Origin of the sequence: Pseudomonas sp. LH21 (assembly GCF_036549575.1) — a bacterium.
Taxonomy (GTDB): domain Bacteria; phylum Pseudomonadota; class Gammaproteobacteria; order Pseudomonadales; family Pseudomonadaceae; genus Aquipseudomonas; species Aquipseudomonas peradeniyensis.
In genome coordinates this window covers 3,293,537-3,311,466 of the sequence record NZ_CP144367.1, presented here as the reverse complement: position 1 = coordinate 3,311,466, position 17,930 = coordinate 3,293,537, and the positions used below count along the sequence as shown (strand labels likewise).

Sequence of the window (17,930 nt, the reverse complement as noted above, 5' to 3'; positions counted from 1 at the left end):
GGGCATGACAGAGCAGCAGGTACAGGCACGGACCCGGCGCAAGCCGCGCAGTCTGGCCCAGGAACTGGTCACGGTGCTGACCGAACGCATCCGCAGCGGCCAGCTCAAGCGCGGCGACAAGCTGCCCACCGAGTCGCAGATCATGGTCGAGGAGGGGGTCAGCCGCACCGTGGTGCGCGAGGCCATCTCGCGGCTGCAGGCCGCCGGCCAGGTCGAGACCCGCCACGGCATCGGCACCTTCGTGCTGGACGCGCCGAGCACCGGCGGCTTTCGGATCGACCCGGCGACCATCGTCACCCTGCGCGAGGTGCTGGCGGTGCTGGAGCTGCGCATCGCCCTGGAAATCGAAGCCGCGGGCCTTGCCGCCCAGCGTCGCGGTGACGCGGAACTGGCCGGCATGCGCGCGGCGCTGGACGAGCTCAACGAGGGCGCGGCCCATGCCTCGGATGCGGTGTCGGCGGACTTCCAGTTTCACCTGCGTATCGCCCAGGCCAGCGGCAATCACTATTTCGCCGACATCATCAACCACCTGGGCACCAGCATCATCCCGCGCACCCGGCTCAATTCGGCGCGCCTGGCCCATGACGACCAGGCGCACTACATGAGCCGGCTGATGCATGAGCACGAGGCGATCTACGAGGCCATCGCCCGGCGCGACAGCGAAGGCGCGAAGATGGCCATGCGCATGCACCTGAGCAACAGCCGCGAGCGCCTGCGCCAGGCCCATGAAGAGGCCGAGGCGCAAAAGGGCTGACGTCAGGGGGAAATGCGTGGGAGCGGGCTTGCCCCGCGATGCGGGTATCGCGGGGCAAGCCCGCTCCCACGTCGCCCCATTCACGTTTACAGACGATCAAATCACCCCTTCACTCCACTGCCCATTCACCAACCGCCGCAGCCCCAGTGGGTTGCCATCGCGCAACGCCTCCGGCAGCAGCGCCTGCGGGTAGTTCTGGTAGCACACCGGGCGCAGGAAACGATCGATGGCCAGGGTGCCGACCGACGTGCCACGGGCATCCGAGGTCGCCGGGTAAGGCCCGCCATGGACCATGGCGTCGCACACCTCGACGCCAGTCGGGTAGCCATTGACCAGGATCCGCCCGACCTTCTCCTCCAGCAGCGGCACCAGCCAGGCAAAGGCCTCGAAGTCCTCCGGCTCGCCGATCAGCGTGGCGGTCAGCTGGCCGCGCAGGCCGAGCAGGGCGGCGCGAAGTTGCTCAAGGTCGCTGACTTCGACGGCCACCGTGGCCGGGCCGAACACTTCTTCCTGCAGCAGCGGGTCGGACTCCAGCAGCAGGCGGACGTCGGCCTTGAACAGCTGGGCACGGGCCTGGTCGCCCTGTTGTGCCTGACCGGCCAGGTGCTGGATGCCGGCATGGGCGTGCAAGTGTTCCAGGCCGGCGACATAGCTGCGCAGGCCGCCGGTGTTGAGCAGGGTCTGGCCAGCCTGTTGGTCCAGATGCTGGCCCAGGCCATTCAGCAACTGGTTGAAGCCAGGCGACCGCAGGCCGATCAGCATCCCCGGGTTGGTGCAGAACTGCCCGGCGCCCAGGCACACGGAGCCGGCCAGTTCGCGGGCGATGTTCTCGCCACGCTTGGCCAGCGCGGCCGGCAGGATGATCACCGGGTTGATGCTGGACATCTCGGCGAACACCGGGATCGGTTGCGCCCGCTCGGCAGCCATGCGGCACAGGGCGTCGCCGCCCTTGAGCGAGCCGGTGAAGCCGACCGCCTGGATGGCAGGATGCTTGACCAGCCATTCACCGACACCGCCACCGAATACCATGTTGAACACACCCTTGGGCATGCCGGTGCGTTCGGAGGCGCGCAGGATGGCACAGGCCACCAGGTCGGCGGTGGCCATGTGGCCACTGTGGGCCTTGAACACCACCGGGCAACCGGCGGCCAGGGCTGCGGCGGTGTCGCCGCCGGCGGTAGAGAAGGCCAGCGGGAAATTGCTGGCGCCAAATACCGCTACCGGGCCGACGCCGATACGCATCTGGCGGATGTCCACCCGTGGCAGCGGCTGGCGTTCGGGCAGCGCCAGGTCGATGCGCGCCCCGAGGAAGTCGCCGCGGCGCAGTACCTGGGCGAACAGGCGCATCTGCCCGCTGGTGCGGCCGCGTTCGCCCTGGATACGGGCGGCGGGCAGGGCGGTTTCGCGGCAGACGATGGCCACGAAGCTGTCATCGAGTTCGTCCAGTTCGGCGGCGATCGCCTCGAGGAATTCGGCGCGGCGTGCCGGGGGCAGCTGGCGGAACTCGCTGAAGGCGGCGGCGGCGGCGCGGGCGGCGCGGTCTACCTCACCTTCGGTGGCCTGGGCGAAGTTATAGGGCAGTGCCTCGCCGGTGGTGGCGTCCAGGCTTTGCAGGCGTTGCGGGCCGACGGCACTGCGTTGGCCGGCGATGAAGTTGTGGCCGAGGATATTGGGCATGGAAACTCCTGGATGAGTGATGAGCCAGGGCGTGGGAGCGGGCTAGTCCCGCGATTGCATCATCGCGGGGCAAGCCCGCTCCCACGCCACCTGTGTCGTTCAGGTGATCGGTGCGGGATTGAACAGGGTGATGTCGTTGTGCAGGCCATGCTGCTCGGCCCAGGTGCGCTTGCGACCGCTGGCGACATCGAGGTAGTAGTGGAACAGCTCCCAGCCCAGCTCCTCGATGCTCGCCCGGCCACTGGCGATGCGCCCGGCGTCGATGTCGATCAGGTCCGGCCAGCGTTGGGCCAGTTCGCTGCGGGTGCACACCTTGACCACCGGCGCCATGGCCAGGCCGTAGGGCGTGCCGCGGCCGGTGGTGAACACGTGCAGGTTCATCCCGGCAGCCAGCTGCAGGGTGCCGCAGACGAAGTCGCTGGCCGGGGTGGCGCAGAAGATCAGGCCCTTGCGCGTGATCCGCTCGCCCGGGCCAAGCACGCCCTGGATGGCGCCGCTGCCGGACTTGACGATCGAGCCCAGGGATTTCTCGACGATATTGGACAAGCCGCCTTTCTTGTTGCCCGGCGTGGTGTTGGCGCTGCGATCCGCCGCGCCCTGCTGCAGGTAGCGGTCGTACCAGTCCATCTCGCGCACCAGCGCCTCGGCGACTTCCGGCGTTTCGGCGCGGGAGGTGAGCATGTAGATGGCATCGCGCACCTCGGTGACTTCCGAGAACAGCACCGTGGCGCCGGCGCGTACCAGCAGGTCGGCGGCATGTCCCAGGGCGGGGTTGGCGGTGATGCCGGAAAAGGCGTCGCTGCCACCGCACTGCATGCCCAGGATCAGCTCGCTGGCCGGCACGGTTTCGCGGCGGCGCTGGTCGAGCTTCTTCAGGCGGGTTTCGGCCAGGGCCATGATCTGCTCGATCATCTCGACGAAGCCCAGCGAGGCATCCTGCAGGCGGTACAGCCAGGGCTCGCTGAGGTCCACGGACGGGTCGTCCTCGTGCATCACCTGGCCGGCCTGGAGTTTTTCGCAGCCCAGGCTGATGACCAGCGCCTCGCCGCCCAGGTTGGGGTTGCGCGCCAGGTTGCGCACGGTGCGAATCGGGATGTAGGCATCGCGGGCGTTGATCGCCACGCCGCAGCCGTAGCTGTGGGTGAGGGCGATCACGTCGTCGACGTTGGGGTATTTGGGCAGCAGTTCGCTGCGGATGCGCTTGACTGCGTGGTCGAGCACACCGGTCACGCACTGCACGGTGGTGGTGATGCCGAGGATGTTGCGGGTGCCGACGGTGCCGTCGGCGTTGCGATAGCCCTCAAAAGTGAAGCCTTCGAGCGGCACCTGGGCAACGGGCACGGCGTCGCAGCGCGGCAGGCTGTCGAGCGCGGGGGCGGCCGGCATCGCCAGTTGATCCTCCTTGACCCAACTGCCCTGGCGCAGGTCTTCCAGGGCATGGCCGATGACCTGGCCGTAGCGGCGCACCGCCTCGCCCCGGCGGATATCCACGGTGGCGACCTTGTGGCTCTGCGGCACGCCCTCGACCAGGGTCAGGCCGTCGGCGAAGCGCGCGCCTTCGCCCAGGCCGCCGTCGTTGACCACCACCACGACATTGTCGTCGGGGTGCAGGCGCACGTAGCGGGGCGACTCGGAATGTTCGATCAACTGCATGGTCAGGCCCTTCTTGTCGTTTCTTTCAGGCTTCTTGTACGCCAGCCTGCGCCCGGGCAGGGCGCAGGCGTGTTTCACTCAATGGCGCGAAGTGGCGAGTTCAGCGGTGGGTGCCGCTTCCTGCTTCGGGTCGTCCTTGAGCTCGATGCGCTTGATCGGACCGACGATCACCAGGTAGCTGAACACTGCCACCAGGGCGTTGGCGCCCACATACACCAGGGCCCACTTGAACGAGCCGGTGGCGCTGATGATGTAGCCGATGACGATTGGCGTAGTGATCGAGGCGATATTGCCGAAGGTGTTGAACAACCCGCCCGACAGCCCGGCGATCTGCTTGGGCGAGGTGTCGGCGACCACTGCCCAGCCCAGCGCGCCGATGCCCTTGCCGAAGAACGCCAGGGTCATGAAGCCGACCACCATCCATTCGGCCTCGACGTAGTTGCAGAAGACCATGGTGGTCGACAGCAGCAGGCCGCAGACGATCGGCAGCTTGCGCGAGAAGGTCAGCGAGTTGCCGCGGCGCAGCAACCAGTCCGACAGCACGCCGCCGAGTACGCCGCCGATGAAGCCGCATACCGCCGGCAGCGAGGCGATGAAGCCGGCCTTGAGGATGGTCATGCCGCGCTCCTGCACCAGGTACACCGGGAACCAGGTGAGGAAGAAGTAGGTGATGGCGTTGATGCAGTACTGGCCCAGGTAGACGCCCAGCAGCATGCGGCTGGTCAGCAGCTGCTTGATATAGCCCCATTTCGGGCCATCGTTGCCGCGCTTCTGGTCCATGTCCACCAGGCCGCCGTTCTGTTCGATGTGCTCGAGCTCGGCGGCACCGATGCGCGGGTGCTGGCGCGGGTTGTAGATGGTCTTCAGCCAGACCGCCGAGAACACGATGCCCAGCGCGCCCATCACCACGAACACATGTTCCCAGCCGAAGGTGAAGACGATCCAGCCCATGATTGGCGCGAACAGCGCGGTGGCGAAGTACTGCGCCGAGTTGAAGATCGCCGAGGCGGTGCCGCGCTCTTGCGTCGGGAACCAGGCCGCGACGATCCGGGCGTTACCGGGGAACGACGGCGCTTCGGCGAAGCCGACCAGAAAGCGCAGGGTGAACAGGGTGACCACTGCCCAGGCCACCGGCAGGCCGCCGACGAAGCCTTGCAGCAGGGTGAACAGCGACCAGGTGAAGATGCTGAAGGCGTAGACGTTCTTCGAGCCGAAGCGGTCGAGCAGCCAGCCGCCGGGGATCTGCCCGGCCACGTAGGCCCAGCCGAAGGCGGAGAAGATGTAGCCGAGGGTGACCGCGTCGATGCCCAGGTCCTTCTGCAGGCTGGAGCCGGCGATGGCGATGGTGGCGCGGTCGGCGTAGTTGATGGTGGTCACCAGGAACAGCATCAACAGGATCAGGTAGCGCACATGCGTCTTTTTCGTCGCTTGCATGCTGGTTACTCCCACTCATTATTTTTATACGGGGATCGGTTGTGGGCCGGAGCAGGGTGGCCCTGCTCCGGCGGCGGCATCGGCAGGCCGCAGGGCGTTCGCTTATTGCGGGCCCATCTTGTCCATCAGCGCGGCGAGCATCTCGTACTCCTGCGCGGTCAGGTCGGTCAGCGGCGTGCGCACGGGGCCGGCGTCGTAGCCGGCGAGCTTCGCCCCGGCCTTGACGATGCTCACGGCGTAACCGGCCTTGCGGTTGCGGATGTCCAGATACGGCAGGAAGAAGTCGTCGATCAGCTTGGCCACGGTGGCGTGATCGTCGCGGGCGATGGCGTGGTAGAAGTCCATCGCCGTCTTCGGCACGAAGTTGAACACCGCCGAGGAGTACACCGGCACGCCCAGGGCCTTGTACGCCGCAGCATACACCTCGGCGGTGGGCAGGCCACCCAGGTAGCTGAAGCGATCACCCAGGCGGCGACGAATCGACACCATCAGCTCGATGTCGCCCAGGCCGTCCTTGTAGCCGATCAGGTTCGGGCAGCGCTCGGCCAGGCGTTCCAGCAAGTCGGCGTTCAGCCGGCAGACGTTGCGGTTGTATACCACCACGCCGATGTTCACCGCCTTGCACACTGCCTCGACATGGGCGGCGACGCCGTCCTGGCTGGCTTCGGTGAGGTAGTGGGGCAGCAGCAGCAGGCCCTTGGCGCCGAGGCGTTCAGCCTCCTTGGCGTATTCGATGGCCTGGCGGGTCGAGCCGCCGACGCCGGCGAGGATCGGCACCGACGTGGCGCAGGTGTCGACGGCGGTCTTGATCACCTGGCCGTACTCGCTGGCGGCCAGGGAGAAGAACTCGCCGGTGCCGCCGGCGGCGAACAGCGCGCTGGCGCCGTAGGGGGCGAGCCATTCCAGGCGCTTGACGTAGCCGGCCGGGTTGAAGTCGCCGTGGGCGTCGAAGTCGGTGACGGGGAACGACAGCAGGCCGTGGGAGAGGATGGATTGCAGTTCTTGTGGGGTCATTGTTGTAGGCATCCTGTGGCGCTTGGAGGAGGGGGAACCAAGGTGAGAGGTAAGTTATCGTACAACTTGAATCGTGACTAGTCCCTCGCGACAGAAAATTTGAATCCACCCACCATGACAGTGCCAACCCCTGTAGGAGCGGCCTTGTGCCGCGAAAGGGCCGCGCAGCGGCCCCGGGATTTCGGCGTTGACCCACGATCGCCGGGGCCGCTTTGCGACCCTTTCGCGGCACAAGGCCGCTCCTACAGGGGAAGCGTAAACCCGACAATTCGGCAGAGGAGTGTTGTCGTATGACTTTCGGGGGAAGAAAAAAAGATCGCGGAGACAGGCACAAGCCCGCCGCCCGCTTCCACGGGAAGTGTTCTGGGACCAGCAGAGGGTGACCGGGGAAACGGGGGCGGTATTGCACCGCCCCGCGATCAAAGCTAACGAAGCTTCAGTGGATCAGGCAGCCTGGTGGTGCTTGACCTGGGACTTGCGGACCTGGGCGCGGCAGGCGTCGCCGAAGGCCTGGAACATCTTGATCGAGTCGGGGTTCTTCGCCGCTTGCCACTCCGGGTGCCACTGCACCGCGAACAGGAAGGGCGAGAGGCTCGGGGCGTGGATTGCCTCGACCAGGCCGTCTTCGGCATGGGCGATCGGCTCGATGCCGGCACCCAGGTTACGCAGGCCCTGGCCGTGCAGCGAGTTGACGCGGATCTCGTCGGTGCCCAGGGTATCGCGCAGCCAGCTGCCTGGCTTGATCTTCACGCTGTGCACCGGGGCGTACTGGACTTCGACCGGATCTTCCGGGTTTTCCCGGTGGTCGTTGAAGCCGGGCTCGGCGTAGACCTTCTGGTAGATGTCACCGCCCAGGGCCACGTTGATTTCCTGCATGCCGCGGCAGATGCCGAAGATCGGCAGGCCGCGCTTGATCGCAGCCTTGACCAGCGGCATGTCGAACAGGTCGCGGTCCTTGTCCTGGCCCTTGCCGGGGGTCTGGTTTTCCTGGCCGTAGAGGGTCGGGTCGATGTTGCTGCCGGCACCGGTCAGGTAGACGCCGTCGGCCATGTCCAGGTAGGTCTCGAGGTCTTCGACGCCACAGCAGGTGGGCACCAGGACCGGGACGCAACCGGCGAAATCGACCAGCGGGGTGATGTATTTGTGGGTCATGACCTGATAGTCATGGCCTTTGCGCTCTTGGCTGCCCATGGTCATCAGGACGACGGGTTTGCGCAGGGAGGCTTGCTTGTTGCCAATGTTGCTGTTGGACATATGTCACCTTGAGACAGGTCATGCCTGTCGTTGTTGTGCAGGCGCACGGCCGGGGCCTTGAGTGCTGCCTGGAGCCCCGAGCACTGCCGGCTCGCCTTGCAGGCGATGTCGGTCGGGGCCTGACTCATAGCTTGCCAGAGCCGTTCGATATGTCAAACGAGTGGCGGGGTGTCCAGGCGCCTGTTTTCGGGGGCTCTAGGTCGTCAAGGCCTTTGGTGACAAGGGTTTGGCTAGGCTTTGGTCAATAATATTTAACGACGCAGTCGGGTCTTTGCATCGGTGCAATGATCGTGATGCCCTGGAGGCAAAGACCAGGATTTTTATTTAGCCCCCTAATCAAAGCTTTGACATTCACTGCCTAAGCAGTAATATTTTCACACAATTCCTCGAGCAGACCCCGATGTCCCATTTCACCCCGGAAAACTTCCAGACCTGCGCCATCGGCATGCTGCTCGGCCGCGCCGCGCTGCTCAAGGACCGCATCCTTGACTGGCACCTCGAGGCCGATGGCGTCACCGCCGCCCAGTTCAAGGTGCTGATCATCGTCACCCAGTACCAGGTCGACACCCCGGCCGAACTGTGCCGCTACCTGGGCCTGGACAGCGGCTCGATGACCCGCATGCTCGACCGCCTCGAGCAGAAGGGCCTGATCCTGCGCAATCGCTGCCCCGACGACCGCCGCCAGGTGCGCCTGGCCCTGACCGCCGATGGCCAGCGCCTGGCCGACCGCTTGCCGCAGGTCGGCGCGGCGGCGATGAACGAACTGGTCGGCGTGCTGCAGCCCGAGGAACTCAAGACCCTCGAGCAACTGCTCGCCAAGGTCCTGATTAACGCCGGCGACCCCCTGACGATCCGCCGCTTCGGCGATCGTTGAACCCTGTCACGCATCTTCCAAGGTATTGTCATGGCCACTCCCGCTGACACCTCCACCCCGGCCGCCGCGCCCGACAACACGCGCAAGCGCAAGGTCTGGCTGCTCGCCCTGTTGCTTATCCTGATCCTCGCCGGTGCGGGCACCTGGGCCTGGTACAGCCTGGTCGGGCGCTGGCACGAAAGCACCGACGATGCCTACGTCAACGGCAACGTCGTGGAGATCACCCCGCTGGTGACCGGCACCGTCACCAGCATCGGCGCCGATGACGGCGACCTGGTCCATGCCGGCCAGGTGCTGCTGCAATTCGACCCCGCCGACAGCGAAGTCGCCCTGCAGTCCGCCGAGGCCAAGCTGGCGCGTACCGTACGCCAGGTGCGCGGGCTGTACAGCAATGTCGACTCGCTCAAGGCGCAACTGCAGACCCGCCAGGCCGAGCTGCAGAAGGCCCAGCAGGACTACAACCGACGCAAGGTGCTGGCCGACAGCGGCGCCATCGCCGCCGAGGAAGTGGCCCACTCCCGCGATGACCTGACCGTGGCCCAGGCTGCCGTCAACAGCGCCCGCCAGCAACTCAACACTAGCACCGCGCTGGTCGACGACACCGTGGTGTCCTCGCATCCGGAGGTGATGGCCGCCGCAGCAGACCTGCGCCAGGCCTACCTCGACCATGCCCGGACCACGCTGGTGGCACCGGTGACCGGCTATGTCGCCAAACGCACCGTGCAACTGGGCCAGCGCCTGCAACCGGGCACGACGACCATGGCGGTGATCCCGCTGGACGAGGTGTGGATCGACGCCAACTTCAAGGAAACCCAGCTGCGTGACATGCGCATCGGCCAGCCGGTCGAGATTACCGCCGACCTGTACGGCAGCGAAGTCAGGTACACCGGCACCGTCGACAGCCTCGGCGCGGGCACCGGTAGCGCCTTCGCCCTGTTGCCGGCACAGAACGCCACCGGCAACTGGATCAAGATCGTCCAGCGCGTGCCGGTACGCATCCACCTGGATCCCGAGCAACTGAAGAAACACCCGCTGCGCATCGGCCTGTCCACGGTCACCGAGGTCGACCTGCACGACCAGAGCGGCCCGGCCCTGGCCCAGCAGCCACCGCAGCAGGCCAGCTACACCACCCAGGTGTATGACCGTCAGCTGGTCGAGGCCGATGACCTGATCGCCCGGCTGATCCACGAGAACAGCGCCACCGGCAAGACGGCTCAGCGATGAGCCAGCAGGCCCCCGCGCAGTTCACCCCGCCAAGCCTGCTGCTGACCACCATCGGCCTGTCCCTGGCGACCTTCATGCAGGTGCTCGACACCACCATCGCCAACGTGGCGTTGCCGACCATTTCCGGCAACCTCGGCGTGAGTTCGGAGCAGGGCACCTGGGTGATCACCTCGTTCGCGGTGAGCAACGCCATCGCCCTGCCGTTGACCGGCTGGCTCAGCCGGCGCTTCGGCGAGGTGAAGCTGTTCATCTGGGCCACGCTGCTGTTCGTGCTGGCCTCGTTCCTGTGCGGCATCGCCCAGTCGATGCCCGAGCTGGTGCTGTTCCGGGTGATCCAGGGCGTGGTGGCCGGCCCGCTGTACCCGATGACCCAGACCCTGCTGATCGCCGTGTACCCGCCGGCGAAAAGGGGGATGGCCCTGGCGCTGCTGGCGATGGTCACGGTGGTGGCGCCGATTGCCGGGCCGATCCTCGGCGGCTGGATCACCGACAGCTACAGCTGGCCATGGATCTTCTTCATCAACGTACCGATCGGCCTGTTCGCCGCCGCCGTGGTGCGCCAGCAGATGCGCACGCGACCGGTGGTCACCAGCCGCCAGCCGATGGACTACATCGGCCTGCTGACCCTGATCGTCGGGGTCGGCGCGTTGCAGGTGGTGCTGGACAAGGGCAATGACCTGGACTGGTTCGAGTCATCGTTCATCGTCATCGGCACCTTGATCTCGGTGGTGTTCCTGGCGGTGTTCGTCATCTGGGAGCTCACCGACCGCCATCCGGTGGTCAACCTGCGATTGTTCGTGCACCGCAACTTCCGCATCGGCACCCTGGTGCTGGTGGGGGGCTACGCGGGATTCTTCGGCATCAACCTGATCCTGCCGCAATGGCTGCAGACCCAGATGGGCTACACCGCAACCTGGGCGGGCCTTGCGGTGGCGCCGATCGGCCTGCTGCCGGTGCTCATGTCGCCCTTCATCGGCCAGTACGCCCATCGCTTCGACCTGCGCTTGCTGGCCGGCATCGCCTTCCTGGCGATCGGTACCAGTTGCTACATGCGTGCCGGCTTCACCAACGAGGTGGACTTCCTGCACATCGCCCTGGTGCAGTTGTTCATGGGCATCGGCGTGGCGCTGTTCTTCATGCCGACCCTGGGCATCCTGCTGTCGGACCTGCCGCCGCACCAGATCGCCGACGGCTCGGGGCTGGCCACCTTCCTGCGGACCCTGGGCGGCAGTTTCGCCGCGTCGCTGACCACCTGGATCTGGATTCGTCGTGCCGACCAGCACCACGCCTACCTGAGCGAGCACATCAGCAACTTCGATCCGGCCACCCGGCAGACCCTGGAGCAGTTGGGCGGGGCCAGCCCGCAGGGTTACGCGAAGCTGGAGCAGATCCTCAACAGCCAGGCGTACATGATGTCGACGGTGGACTACTTTACCTTGCTCACCTGGGTGTTCGCCGGGCTGATCCTGCTGGTGTGGCTGGCCAAGCCGCCCTTTACCGCCAAGGCCGGGCCGGCTTCGGCGGGGCATTGAAGCAATGATCCTGTCCATGCAGCACCTGCCCCGTTTTCAAATGATGGCATTTCCCCTAATCTTGTAGGCCTTTACCTGGCTACTTGGCAGACTCATGGACAAGGTCATCGTCATCACCGGCGCCAGCCGGGGCATCGGCGCCGCCACGGCATTGCTGGCGGCGCAACAGGGTTACCGCATCTGCATCAATTACCACGCTGACGACCAGGCCGCCGAGGCGATGCTGGCGCAGGTTCGTGCACTGGGTGCCGAGGCCATCGCCGTGCGCGCCGACGCCAGCGTCGAGGACGAGGTGATGCGGCTGTTCCGCTGCGTCGACCAGGAACTCGGGCCAGTCACCGCGCTGGTCAACAATGCCGGCACCATCGGCCAGCAGAGCCGTGTCGAGGACATGTCCGAGTTCCGCCTGCTCAAGGTGATGAAGACCAATGTGGTCGGCCCGATCCTCTGCGCCAAGCACGCCTTGCTGCGCATGGCCCGCCGCCATGGCGGCCAGGGCGGGGCGATCGTCAACGTGTCGTCGATGGCCGCGCGACTGGGTTCGCCCAACGAGTACGTCGACTATGCTGCCTCCAAGGGTGCCCTGGACACCTTCACGGTGGGGCTGGCCAGGGAGGTAGCAGGCGAGGGCGTGCGGGTCAATGGCGTGCGGCCGGGCTACATCCATACTGGCTTCCATGCCCTGAGTGGCGATCCGCACCGCGTCAGCAAGCTCGAGCCAGGCTTGCCGATGGGGCGCGGTGGGCAGCCTGAGGAAGTGGCCGAGGCGATCCTGTGGTTGCTGTCGGAAAAGGCGTCCTATGCGACCGGAACCTTTATCGACCTGAGTGGCGGACGTTAGATCCGCTCGTCAGTCGCGCAGCAACAGATCGACCTGATCCACCAGCTTTTCGAGGTCAAAGGGCTTGGTCAGTACACGCATGCCTTGCGGCAGGGGCCCATCCTCAAGCACCGCGTTGGCATCGTAGCCGGTGATGAACAGCACTGGGATCGAAGGCAGTCGCCCGCGCATGGCCTGGGCGACCTGGCGGCCGTTCATGCCGCCGGGCAGGCCGATGTCGGTGATCAGCAGGTCGAACTCCAGGTCTGCCTCGAGTGCCGCAGGTCCGGTGGCGTAGCCATCGACCTGGTGGCCGAGCTCCTCGAGCACTTCAGCGATCACCAGGCGCAACGCGGCCTGGTCTTCGACCAGCAATACCCGCTTTCCGGGGCCGTGCGCGGCCTGTAACGACATGCCCTTTGCAGGTGCGGGCAGGGGAGCGGCGTCATGCCTGGGCAGGTAGAGGTGGATGCAGGTCCCTTCGCCCGGCAGGGAGCAGATCTGCAGCTGCCCACCTGACTGACGGACGAAGCCATAGACCATGGACAGTCCAAGCCCGGTACTTTGCCCCATGGGCTTGGTGGTAAAGAAGGGTTCGACCGCGCGGTCGAGCACCTCGGCTGGCATTCCACGCCCAGTGTCGCTGACGCTCAAGCGCAGATAGGGGCCGGGAGGGAGATCAAGCGACTGGGCGGTATCCTGCATCACCTCCAGCGCGACGCAGTGGAGGTCGATGCGACCGCCGGCAGGCATGGCGTCGCGGGCATTGATGCACAGGTTGAGCAGGGCGCTTTCCAGTTGCGGTGGATCGATGAAGACCGTGCCGGTCTCCAGTTCGAAATGGCTGTTCACCTCGATGGCCGGGCCAACGCTGCGGCTGATCAGGTCTTCCATGCCCTGTACCAGTGTGCTCAGCCGGGTGGCCTGGGGCAGCAGGGTCTGGCGGCGAGAGAATGCCAGCAGGCGCTGCACCAGTGTGGCGGCCCGGTGCGCGGACTCACAGGCGCTGTTCAGCAAGGGCGGAACATCGGCGTAGCGGGCCTTTTGCAGGCGTTGTCGTATCAACTCCTGGGCGCCGAGTATGCCGCCGAGCAGGTTGTTGAAGTCATGGGCGATGCCGCCGGTGAGCTGGCCCACGGCTTCCATCTTCTGTATCTGGCGCAGTGCTTCCTCGGTCTCGAGCAGTCGCTTCTGTTCACCGACCTGGCGGGTGATGTCGTAGACGAACAGGTAGGCACCGACAATTCCGCCCGCGCTGTCACGCAGGGGGGTGAAGCGCAGTTCGAAATGACGTTTGTCGCTGCCGCGACCATACTCGATCACTTCGGTGTAGCTTTCACCGGACAATGCCCTGCGCCAATATGCCACCGATCGTTCGCGTTCCTCGGGGAACCCGTCCAGGCACTCATGCAGGTTGTCACCGGCCTTTATCTTGCGGCCAAACAGGTACTCGAAATCCTTGACCGCTCGCGCGTTGACCGCGAGAAAGCGCAGCGAGGTGTCTACCACCTGCACCCGGGCGACACTGTTCTCGACCAGCTCGGCGAGCAGGCTGCGTTCGGCCAGGGCGGCGGCGACCCGTTGCTCGAGGTGGTCGTTGAGTTCCTGCAGGGCGTTTTCGGCGCGGCGTCGTTCGGTGACATCCTTGAACAGCACCGCCACCTGGTTTTTCTCGGCGGGTTCGATCCGGAAGGTGGTGACCGACAGCACACGACCGGTAGCCACGAGTTCCTGCTCGAACTGCAAGGGCTCGCCCGTGCGCAGCACCTGTCCGTAGCGGGCGATCCAGTCGTCGGCTTCGTCGGGCACCATCTCGCGCAACTTCTGCCCGACCACGTTGGGAATCCCTGCATGGCGGGCATAGGCGGCGTTGGCGAGAATATGGAGGTAGTCGCTCAACGGCCCGTGCGGTCCGTCGAAGAACTCGATGACGCAGAAACCTTCGTCCATCGTGTCGAAGAGAAAGCGGAACAGGTCAGGATCCTGCCGGGTACGGTCGGTCAGTTCGGCCTCCAGCAAGGCATTGCGCTGGCGTAGGCGTTCAACTTCCAGGCGCAGGGACTGCAGTTCGCGCGAGGGCATGCTGGCATCCGTCGAGGTAGGGTCAGCTACGCTAATCGTCTGCTGGTGTGCCTGTCCAGTCATGCGGCTCAAGGTCTTGCATGGGGGTTGCCTGGCTTGACGTTCAGCAGTTCCTCCACCCTGGTGGTCAGCAGTTTCAGTTCGAAGGGCTTGTGCAGCAGGAGCATGGGCGGCGAGCCCGTGATCCGGCGGGTATCGATGGCACCATCGTAGCCAGTGATGAACAGGGTAGGCAGATGCTCGTCGGTAGCCCAGCAGGCATTGGCCACCTGGTATCCGTCGATATCCCCCGGGAGTCCGATATCCACCACCAGCAAGTCTGGTCGAACACCTTCGTCCAAGGCGCACAGGGCGGTGCGGCCATCCTCGAAATCCTGAACCTGCAAGCCATGTTCCTCGAGGATTTCCCGTATCACCAGGCGCAGCGTCGCTTGATCTTCCACCAGCAGGATCAGCGGTTGCCTGGACCTTGCCGGTGTGATCGCCTGCTGCACATCGTCTGCTTGTCTTGCGCTGCCTGCTTGAGCACGTGGTAAAAACAAGTGGATGCAGGTGCCGCGTCCTGGTGAGCTGTCGATGCTCAGTTGGCCGGCTGACTGGCGCACGAAGCCATAAGCCATGGACAGGCCCAACCCGGTGCCTTGCCCCAGTGGCTTGGTTGTGAAGAACGGTTCGGCGGCACGCTCGCTGATTTCCTGGGCCATGCCGCAGCCGGTATCCTCGACCTGAATGTGCAGATACTGTCCGGTTTCGAGCTGAAGGGCTGCCGCCTGAGCGGCATCCAGCTGGCAGTTGTCGGCGCTGATGCCCAGGGTGCCGCCGCTCGTCATGGCGTCCCGGGCGTTGATGCACAGGTTGAGCAGGGTACTTTCCAGCTGCGATGGATCGACGCAGACCAGCCATTGGCCGGCGCGGGTGGCATCGACGAACTTTATATGGGTGTCCAGGGAGCTGTGGATCAGCTCGTGCATGCCGGCTACCAGGTGATGTACATCCACCGGTTGCGGTGTCAGCGCCTGCTGGCGGGCGAAAGCCAGCAGGCGCTGGACCAGAGAAGCTGCGCGTGAGGAATTCTGCCGGGCAATGTCGAGTAGATGCCTGCTGTCCTGCTGACGCCCCTGCGTCAGGCGTTTGTCGGCCAGTTCCAGCGCGCCGAGAATGCCGCCGAGCAGGTTGTTGAAGTCGTGGGCGATGCCGCCGGTCAGTTGGCCGATGGCTTCCATCTTCTGTGACTGGCGCAAGGCCTCCTCGGCCTGGCTCAGGCGCTCCTGTTCCTGGACGCGGGCGCTGATGTCGTAGGCGAACAGATAGCCGCCACGGATTTGGCCTTGGGCGTCGCGCAGTGGGTTGTAGCGCATTTCATAATGGCGGGGCTGGTCAGGCGTGCCCAGGCTGACCATCTCGACGAAAGACTCCCCGGTGATAAGTCGTGGCCAGATCGGTTGGAGCTTTTCCATGATCTGTGGCAGACCTGCCAGGATGTCATGGACATGGTCGCCAACCTTGGGCGAAATGCCATGCAGTCGCTCGAAGGTTTCGCGCGCCGTGCGGTTGATGGCCACCAGGCGCAAGCTACAGTCCGCAGCGAACACATTGGCCAGGCTGTGGTCCACCAACTCGCCGAGCAGCCTGTTGTTGGTTTCGGCCCTGTCCATGCGTTTTTCTGTTTGCTCTTGCAGCAGCTGGCGTGCCTGTTCGCTGGCCGGGACGCCGGTAAACAGCACGGCCACTCGTCTGTCACTGGCTGGACCCAAGCGATAGGCGGTGACGTTGAGCAAACGGTCGGTGACGTTCAGGCGCTGTTCGAAGCGTACCGGCTGGCCGCTGCGCAATACCTCGGCAAAGCGCGGCACCCAGGCATCGGCTTCGTTCGGGATCAGCTCGCGTACGGTCTGCCCTATCCGCTTGTCATGTCCTGTATGGCGTAGGCAGGCGTCGTTGCTGAGGACATAGCGGTAGTCGCTCAATGGCCCTAGCGGGCCATCAAGCAGTTCCAGGACACAGAAGCCTTCGGCCATGCAGGAGCGTAACAACTCGAAACAAACTAGCTCCAGATCATGCCTGGCCACCTGCGTCTCGAGGGTCTCGATACGGGCCTGCAACTGCTCGGAAGATGGCGACGGGGCTGGCATAGGCTGGATCCATCCGGTGGACCGTAACACTATAGTTGTGGTCCATGCTCCCAGCCATCAAGTCATCAAAACGACCGCACGATCCGCCCCAGGGTCTCCATGGCCTGCTCGGCGGCATCGCCCCAGGGGCTGCCGTAGTTCAGGCGGATGCAGTTGCAGAAGCGCCGGGTCGGCGAGAAGATCGGCCCCGGCGCGATGCTGATGCCCTGGGCCAACGCCATGTGGAACAGCTTCAGGGCGTCCATCTGCTCGGGCAGCTCCAGCCACAGGAAGTAGCCCCCGGAGGGTTGGCTGACCCGGGTCTGCGCCGGGAAGTGGCGGGCGATGGCGGCCAGCATGTTGGCCTGCTGGCCCTCGAGGGCGTAGCGCAGCTTGCGCAGGTGGCGATCATAGCCACCATGCTGCAGGTAATCGGCGATCGCCGCCTGGGCCGGCATCGAGGCGCACAGCGAGGTCATCAGTTTGAGTCGCTCGATTTTCTGCGCGAAGCGACCGGCCGCCACCCAACCGATCCGGTAGCCGGGGGCCAGGCTCTTGGCGAACGAGCCGCAGTGCATCACCAGGCCTTCGGTGTCGAAGGCCTTGGCCGGTTTCGGTGCCTGCTGCGAGTAGTACAGCTCGGCGTAGACGTCGTCCTCGATCAGCGGCACCTGGTGGCGACGCAGCAGCTCGACCAGTTCCTGCTTCTTGGCCTCCGGCATGCTGGCGCCCACCGGGTTCTGGAAGTTGGTCATGCACCACACGGCCTTGACCGGGTGTTTCTCCAGGGTCTGGGCCAGCACGCCTAGGTCCATGCCTTCACGCGGGTGGACAGGGATCTCCACCGCCTTGAGCTTGAGCCGTTCGAGCACCTGCAGGCAGGCGTAGAAGGCCGGTGCCTCGATGGCCACCAGGTCGCCGGGCTGGGTCACGGCTTGCAGGCACAGGTTCAGTGCCTCCAGCGCACCGTTGGTGATCAGCAGCTCCTCCATCGGCAGCATCAGCCCGGCGACCATGTAGCGCAGGGCGATCTGCCGACGCAGTTGCGGGTTGCCCGGCGACAGGTCGGTGACCACCATGCGCGGGTCCATGGCCCGGCTGGCACTGGCCAGCGAGCGTGACAGGCGCTGCAGGGGGAACAGGGTCGGGCTGGGGAAGGCCGAGCCGAACGGCACGGTGTGCGGATCCTTGATCGAATCGAGGATCGAGAACACCAGGCCGCTGACATCGACATCGGTGGATTCGCTGGCTGGCGCCTGGGGCTGCGGCTCGCTGAACGGGCGCGGCGCATGGGCGTTGACGAAGTAGCCCGAGCGCGGCCGGGCGCGGATCAGCCCGCGCCGCTCCAGCAGGTAGTAGGCCTGGAACACGGTGGACGGGCTGACCCCGTGGGTCTGGCTGGCGTAGCGTACCGAAGGCACCCGCTGACCGGGGCCGAGCACCCCGGAGCGGATCAGTTCGGCAATGTCGTCGGCAAATCGTTCGTAGCGTTTCATTATCG

The 17,930-nt window shown here is 65.4% G+C and carries 13 protein-coding genes; 5 read left to right on the top strand and 8 right to left on the bottom strand.

Annotated elements, in window-relative coordinates:
• Positions 1 to 4: 4 nt before the first annotated feature.
• Positions 5 to 754 (top strand): FadR/GntR family transcriptional regulator, encoded by a 750-nt coding sequence (locus VUG52_RS15035; protein WP_331831693.1) that lies wholly within the window; start codon positions 5 to 7, stop codon positions 752 to 754.
• 96 nt (positions 755 to 850) lie between these two features.
• Here VUG52_RS15035 and VUG52_RS15030 read toward each other — a convergent pair whose 3' ends face one another.
• The 5 genes from VUG52_RS15030 to VUG52_RS15010 form a co-directional block, all read right to left on the bottom strand.
• Positions 851 to 2,431 (bottom strand): aldehyde dehydrogenase (NADP(+)), encoded by a 1,581-nt coding sequence (locus VUG52_RS15030; protein ID WP_050705307.1) that lies wholly within the window; start codon positions 2,429 to 2,431, stop codon positions 851 to 853.
• 99 nt (positions 2,432 to 2,530) lie between these two features.
• Complete coding sequence (gene garD, locus VUG52_RS15025) at positions 2,531 to 4,084, bottom strand: galactarate dehydratase (RefSeq protein ID WP_262951759.1); 1,554 nt, start codon at positions 4,082 to 4,084, stop codon at positions 2,531 to 2,533.
• Between the two features lie 78 nt (positions 4,085 to 4,162).
• On the bottom strand, positions 4,163 to 5,518 hold the full coding sequence (locus VUG52_RS15020; RefSeq protein WP_050705309.1) for an MFS transporter: 1,356 nt from the start codon (positions 5,516 to 5,518) through the stop codon (positions 4,163 to 4,165).
• Between the two features lie 102 nt (positions 5,519 to 5,620).
• The gene (kdgD, locus tag VUG52_RS15015) at positions 5,621 to 6,532 is read right to left on the bottom strand and encodes a 5-dehydro-4-deoxyglucarate dehydratase (protein ID WP_050705310.1); all 912 of its coding nucleotides are present in this window, start codon (positions 6,530 to 6,532) and stop codon (positions 5,621 to 5,623) included.
• A gap of 444 nt (positions 6,533 to 6,976) precedes the next feature.
• Positions 6,977 to 7,786, bottom strand: coding sequence for a gamma-glutamyl-gamma-aminobutyrate hydrolase family protein (locus VUG52_RS15010; RefSeq protein ID WP_050705311.1), 810 nt, complete (start codon positions 7,784 to 7,786; stop codon positions 6,977 to 6,979).
• A 400-nt stretch (positions 7,787 to 8,186) separates the two neighbouring features.
• Here VUG52_RS15010 and VUG52_RS15005 point away from each other — a divergent pair, with 400 nt between their 5' ends.
• The 4 genes from VUG52_RS15005 to VUG52_RS14990 all read left to right on the top strand — a co-directional run bounded on the left by VUG52_RS15005 (position 8,187) and on the right by VUG52_RS14990 (position 12,257).
• The gene (locus tag VUG52_RS15005; protein ID WP_050705312.1) at positions 8,187 to 8,660 is read left to right on the top strand and encodes a MarR family winged helix-turn-helix transcriptional regulator; all 474 of its coding nucleotides are present in this window, start codon (positions 8,187 to 8,189) and stop codon (positions 8,658 to 8,660) included.
• A 30-nt stretch (positions 8,661 to 8,690) separates the two neighbouring features.
• The gene (locus VUG52_RS15000) at positions 8,691 to 9,884 is read left to right on the top strand and encodes an HlyD family secretion protein (protein ID WP_050705313.1); all 1,194 of its coding nucleotides are present in this window, start codon (positions 8,691 to 8,693) and stop codon (positions 9,882 to 9,884) included.
• The gene (locus tag VUG52_RS14995; RefSeq protein ID WP_050705314.1) at positions 9,881 to 11,416 is read left to right on the top strand and encodes a DHA2 family efflux MFS transporter permease subunit; all 1,536 of its coding nucleotides are present in this window, start codon (positions 9,881 to 9,883) and stop codon (positions 11,414 to 11,416) included. Before VUG52_RS15000 ends, VUG52_RS14995 begins: the two co-directional genes overlap by 4 nt.
• Before the next feature lie 94 nt (positions 11,417 to 11,510).
• On the top strand, positions 11,511 to 12,257 hold the full coding sequence (locus tag VUG52_RS14990) for an SDR family oxidoreductase (RefSeq protein ID WP_050705315.1): 747 nt from the start codon (positions 11,511 to 11,513) through the stop codon (positions 12,255 to 12,257).
• Positions 12,258 to 12,266: 9 nt separating this feature from the next.
• On the opposite strand, the gene VUG52_RS14985 is transcribed toward VUG52_RS14990, so the two are convergent.
• The 3 genes from VUG52_RS14985 to mapR form a co-directional block, all read right to left on the bottom strand.
• Positions 12,267 to 14,318 carry a hybrid sensor histidine kinase/response regulator gene (locus tag VUG52_RS14985; protein ID WP_050705316.1) on the bottom strand — a complete coding sequence of 684 codons (2,052 nt, stop codon included), beginning with the start codon at positions 14,316 to 14,318 and terminating at the stop codon, positions 12,267 to 12,269.
• Positions 14,319 to 14,386: 68 nt separating this feature from the next.
• Positions 14,387 to 16,450, bottom strand: a complete 2,064-nt coding sequence (locus tag VUG52_RS14980) for a PAS domain-containing sensor histidine kinase (RefSeq protein WP_052896467.1) — start codon at positions 16,448 to 16,450, stop codon at positions 14,387 to 14,389.
• Positions 16,451 to 16,515: 65 nt separating this feature from the next.
• Entirely contained in the window at positions 16,516 to 17,925 is a 1,410-nt protein-coding gene (gene mapR, locus VUG52_RS14975) for a GntR family transcriptional regulator MpaR (protein WP_050705317.1), read from the bottom strand.
• Between the last annotated feature and the right edge of the window lie 5 nt (positions 17,926 to 17,930).

Coding starts and splice junctions, on each gene's coding strand:
- garD (WP_262951759.1), bottom strand. CDS start 4,084: ATGCAGTTGATCGAACATTCCGAGTCGCCCCGCTACGTGCGCCTGCAC.
- VUG52_RS15010 (WP_050705311.1), bottom strand. CDS start 7,786: ATGTCCAACAGCAACATTGGCAACAAGCAAGCCTCCCTGCGCAAACCC.
- kdgD (WP_050705310.1), bottom strand. CDS start 6,532: ATGACCCCACAAGAACTGCAATCCATCCTCTCCCACGGCCTGCTGTCG.
- VUG52_RS15030 (WP_050705307.1), bottom strand. CDS start 2,431: ATGCCCAATATCCTCGGCCACAACTTCATCGCCGGCCAACGCAGTGCC.
- VUG52_RS14995 (WP_050705314.1), top strand. CDS start 9,881: ATGAGCCAGCAGGCCCCCGCGCAGTTCACCCCGCCAAGCCTGCTGCTG.
- VUG52_RS15035 (WP_331831693.1), top strand. CDS start 5: ATGACAGAGCAGCAGGTACAGGCACGGACCCGGCGCAAGCCGCGCAGT.
- VUG52_RS14980 (WP_052896467.1), bottom strand. CDS start 16,450: ATGCCAGCCCCGTCGCCATCTTCCGAGCAGTTGCAGGCCCGTATCGAG.
- VUG52_RS15000 (WP_050705313.1), top strand. CDS start 8,691: ATGGCCACTCCCGCTGACACCTCCACCCCGGCCGCCGCGCCCGACAAC.
- VUG52_RS15005 (WP_050705312.1), top strand. CDS start 8,187: ATGTCCCATTTCACCCCGGAAAACTTCCAGACCTGCGCCATCGGCATG.
- VUG52_RS15020 (WP_050705309.1), bottom strand. CDS start 5,518: ATGCAAGCGACGAAAAAGACGCATGTGCGCTACCTGATCCTGTTGATG.
- VUG52_RS14985 (WP_050705316.1), bottom strand. CDS start 14,318: ATGCCCTCGCGCGAACTGCAGTCCCTGCGCCTGGAAGTTGAACGCCTA.
- mapR (WP_050705317.1), bottom strand. CDS start 17,925: ATGAAACGCTACGAACGATTTGCCGACGACATTGCCGAACTGATCCGC.
- VUG52_RS14990 (WP_050705315.1), top strand. CDS start 11,511: ATGGACAAGGTCATCGTCATCACCGGCGCCAGCCGGGGCATCGGCGCC.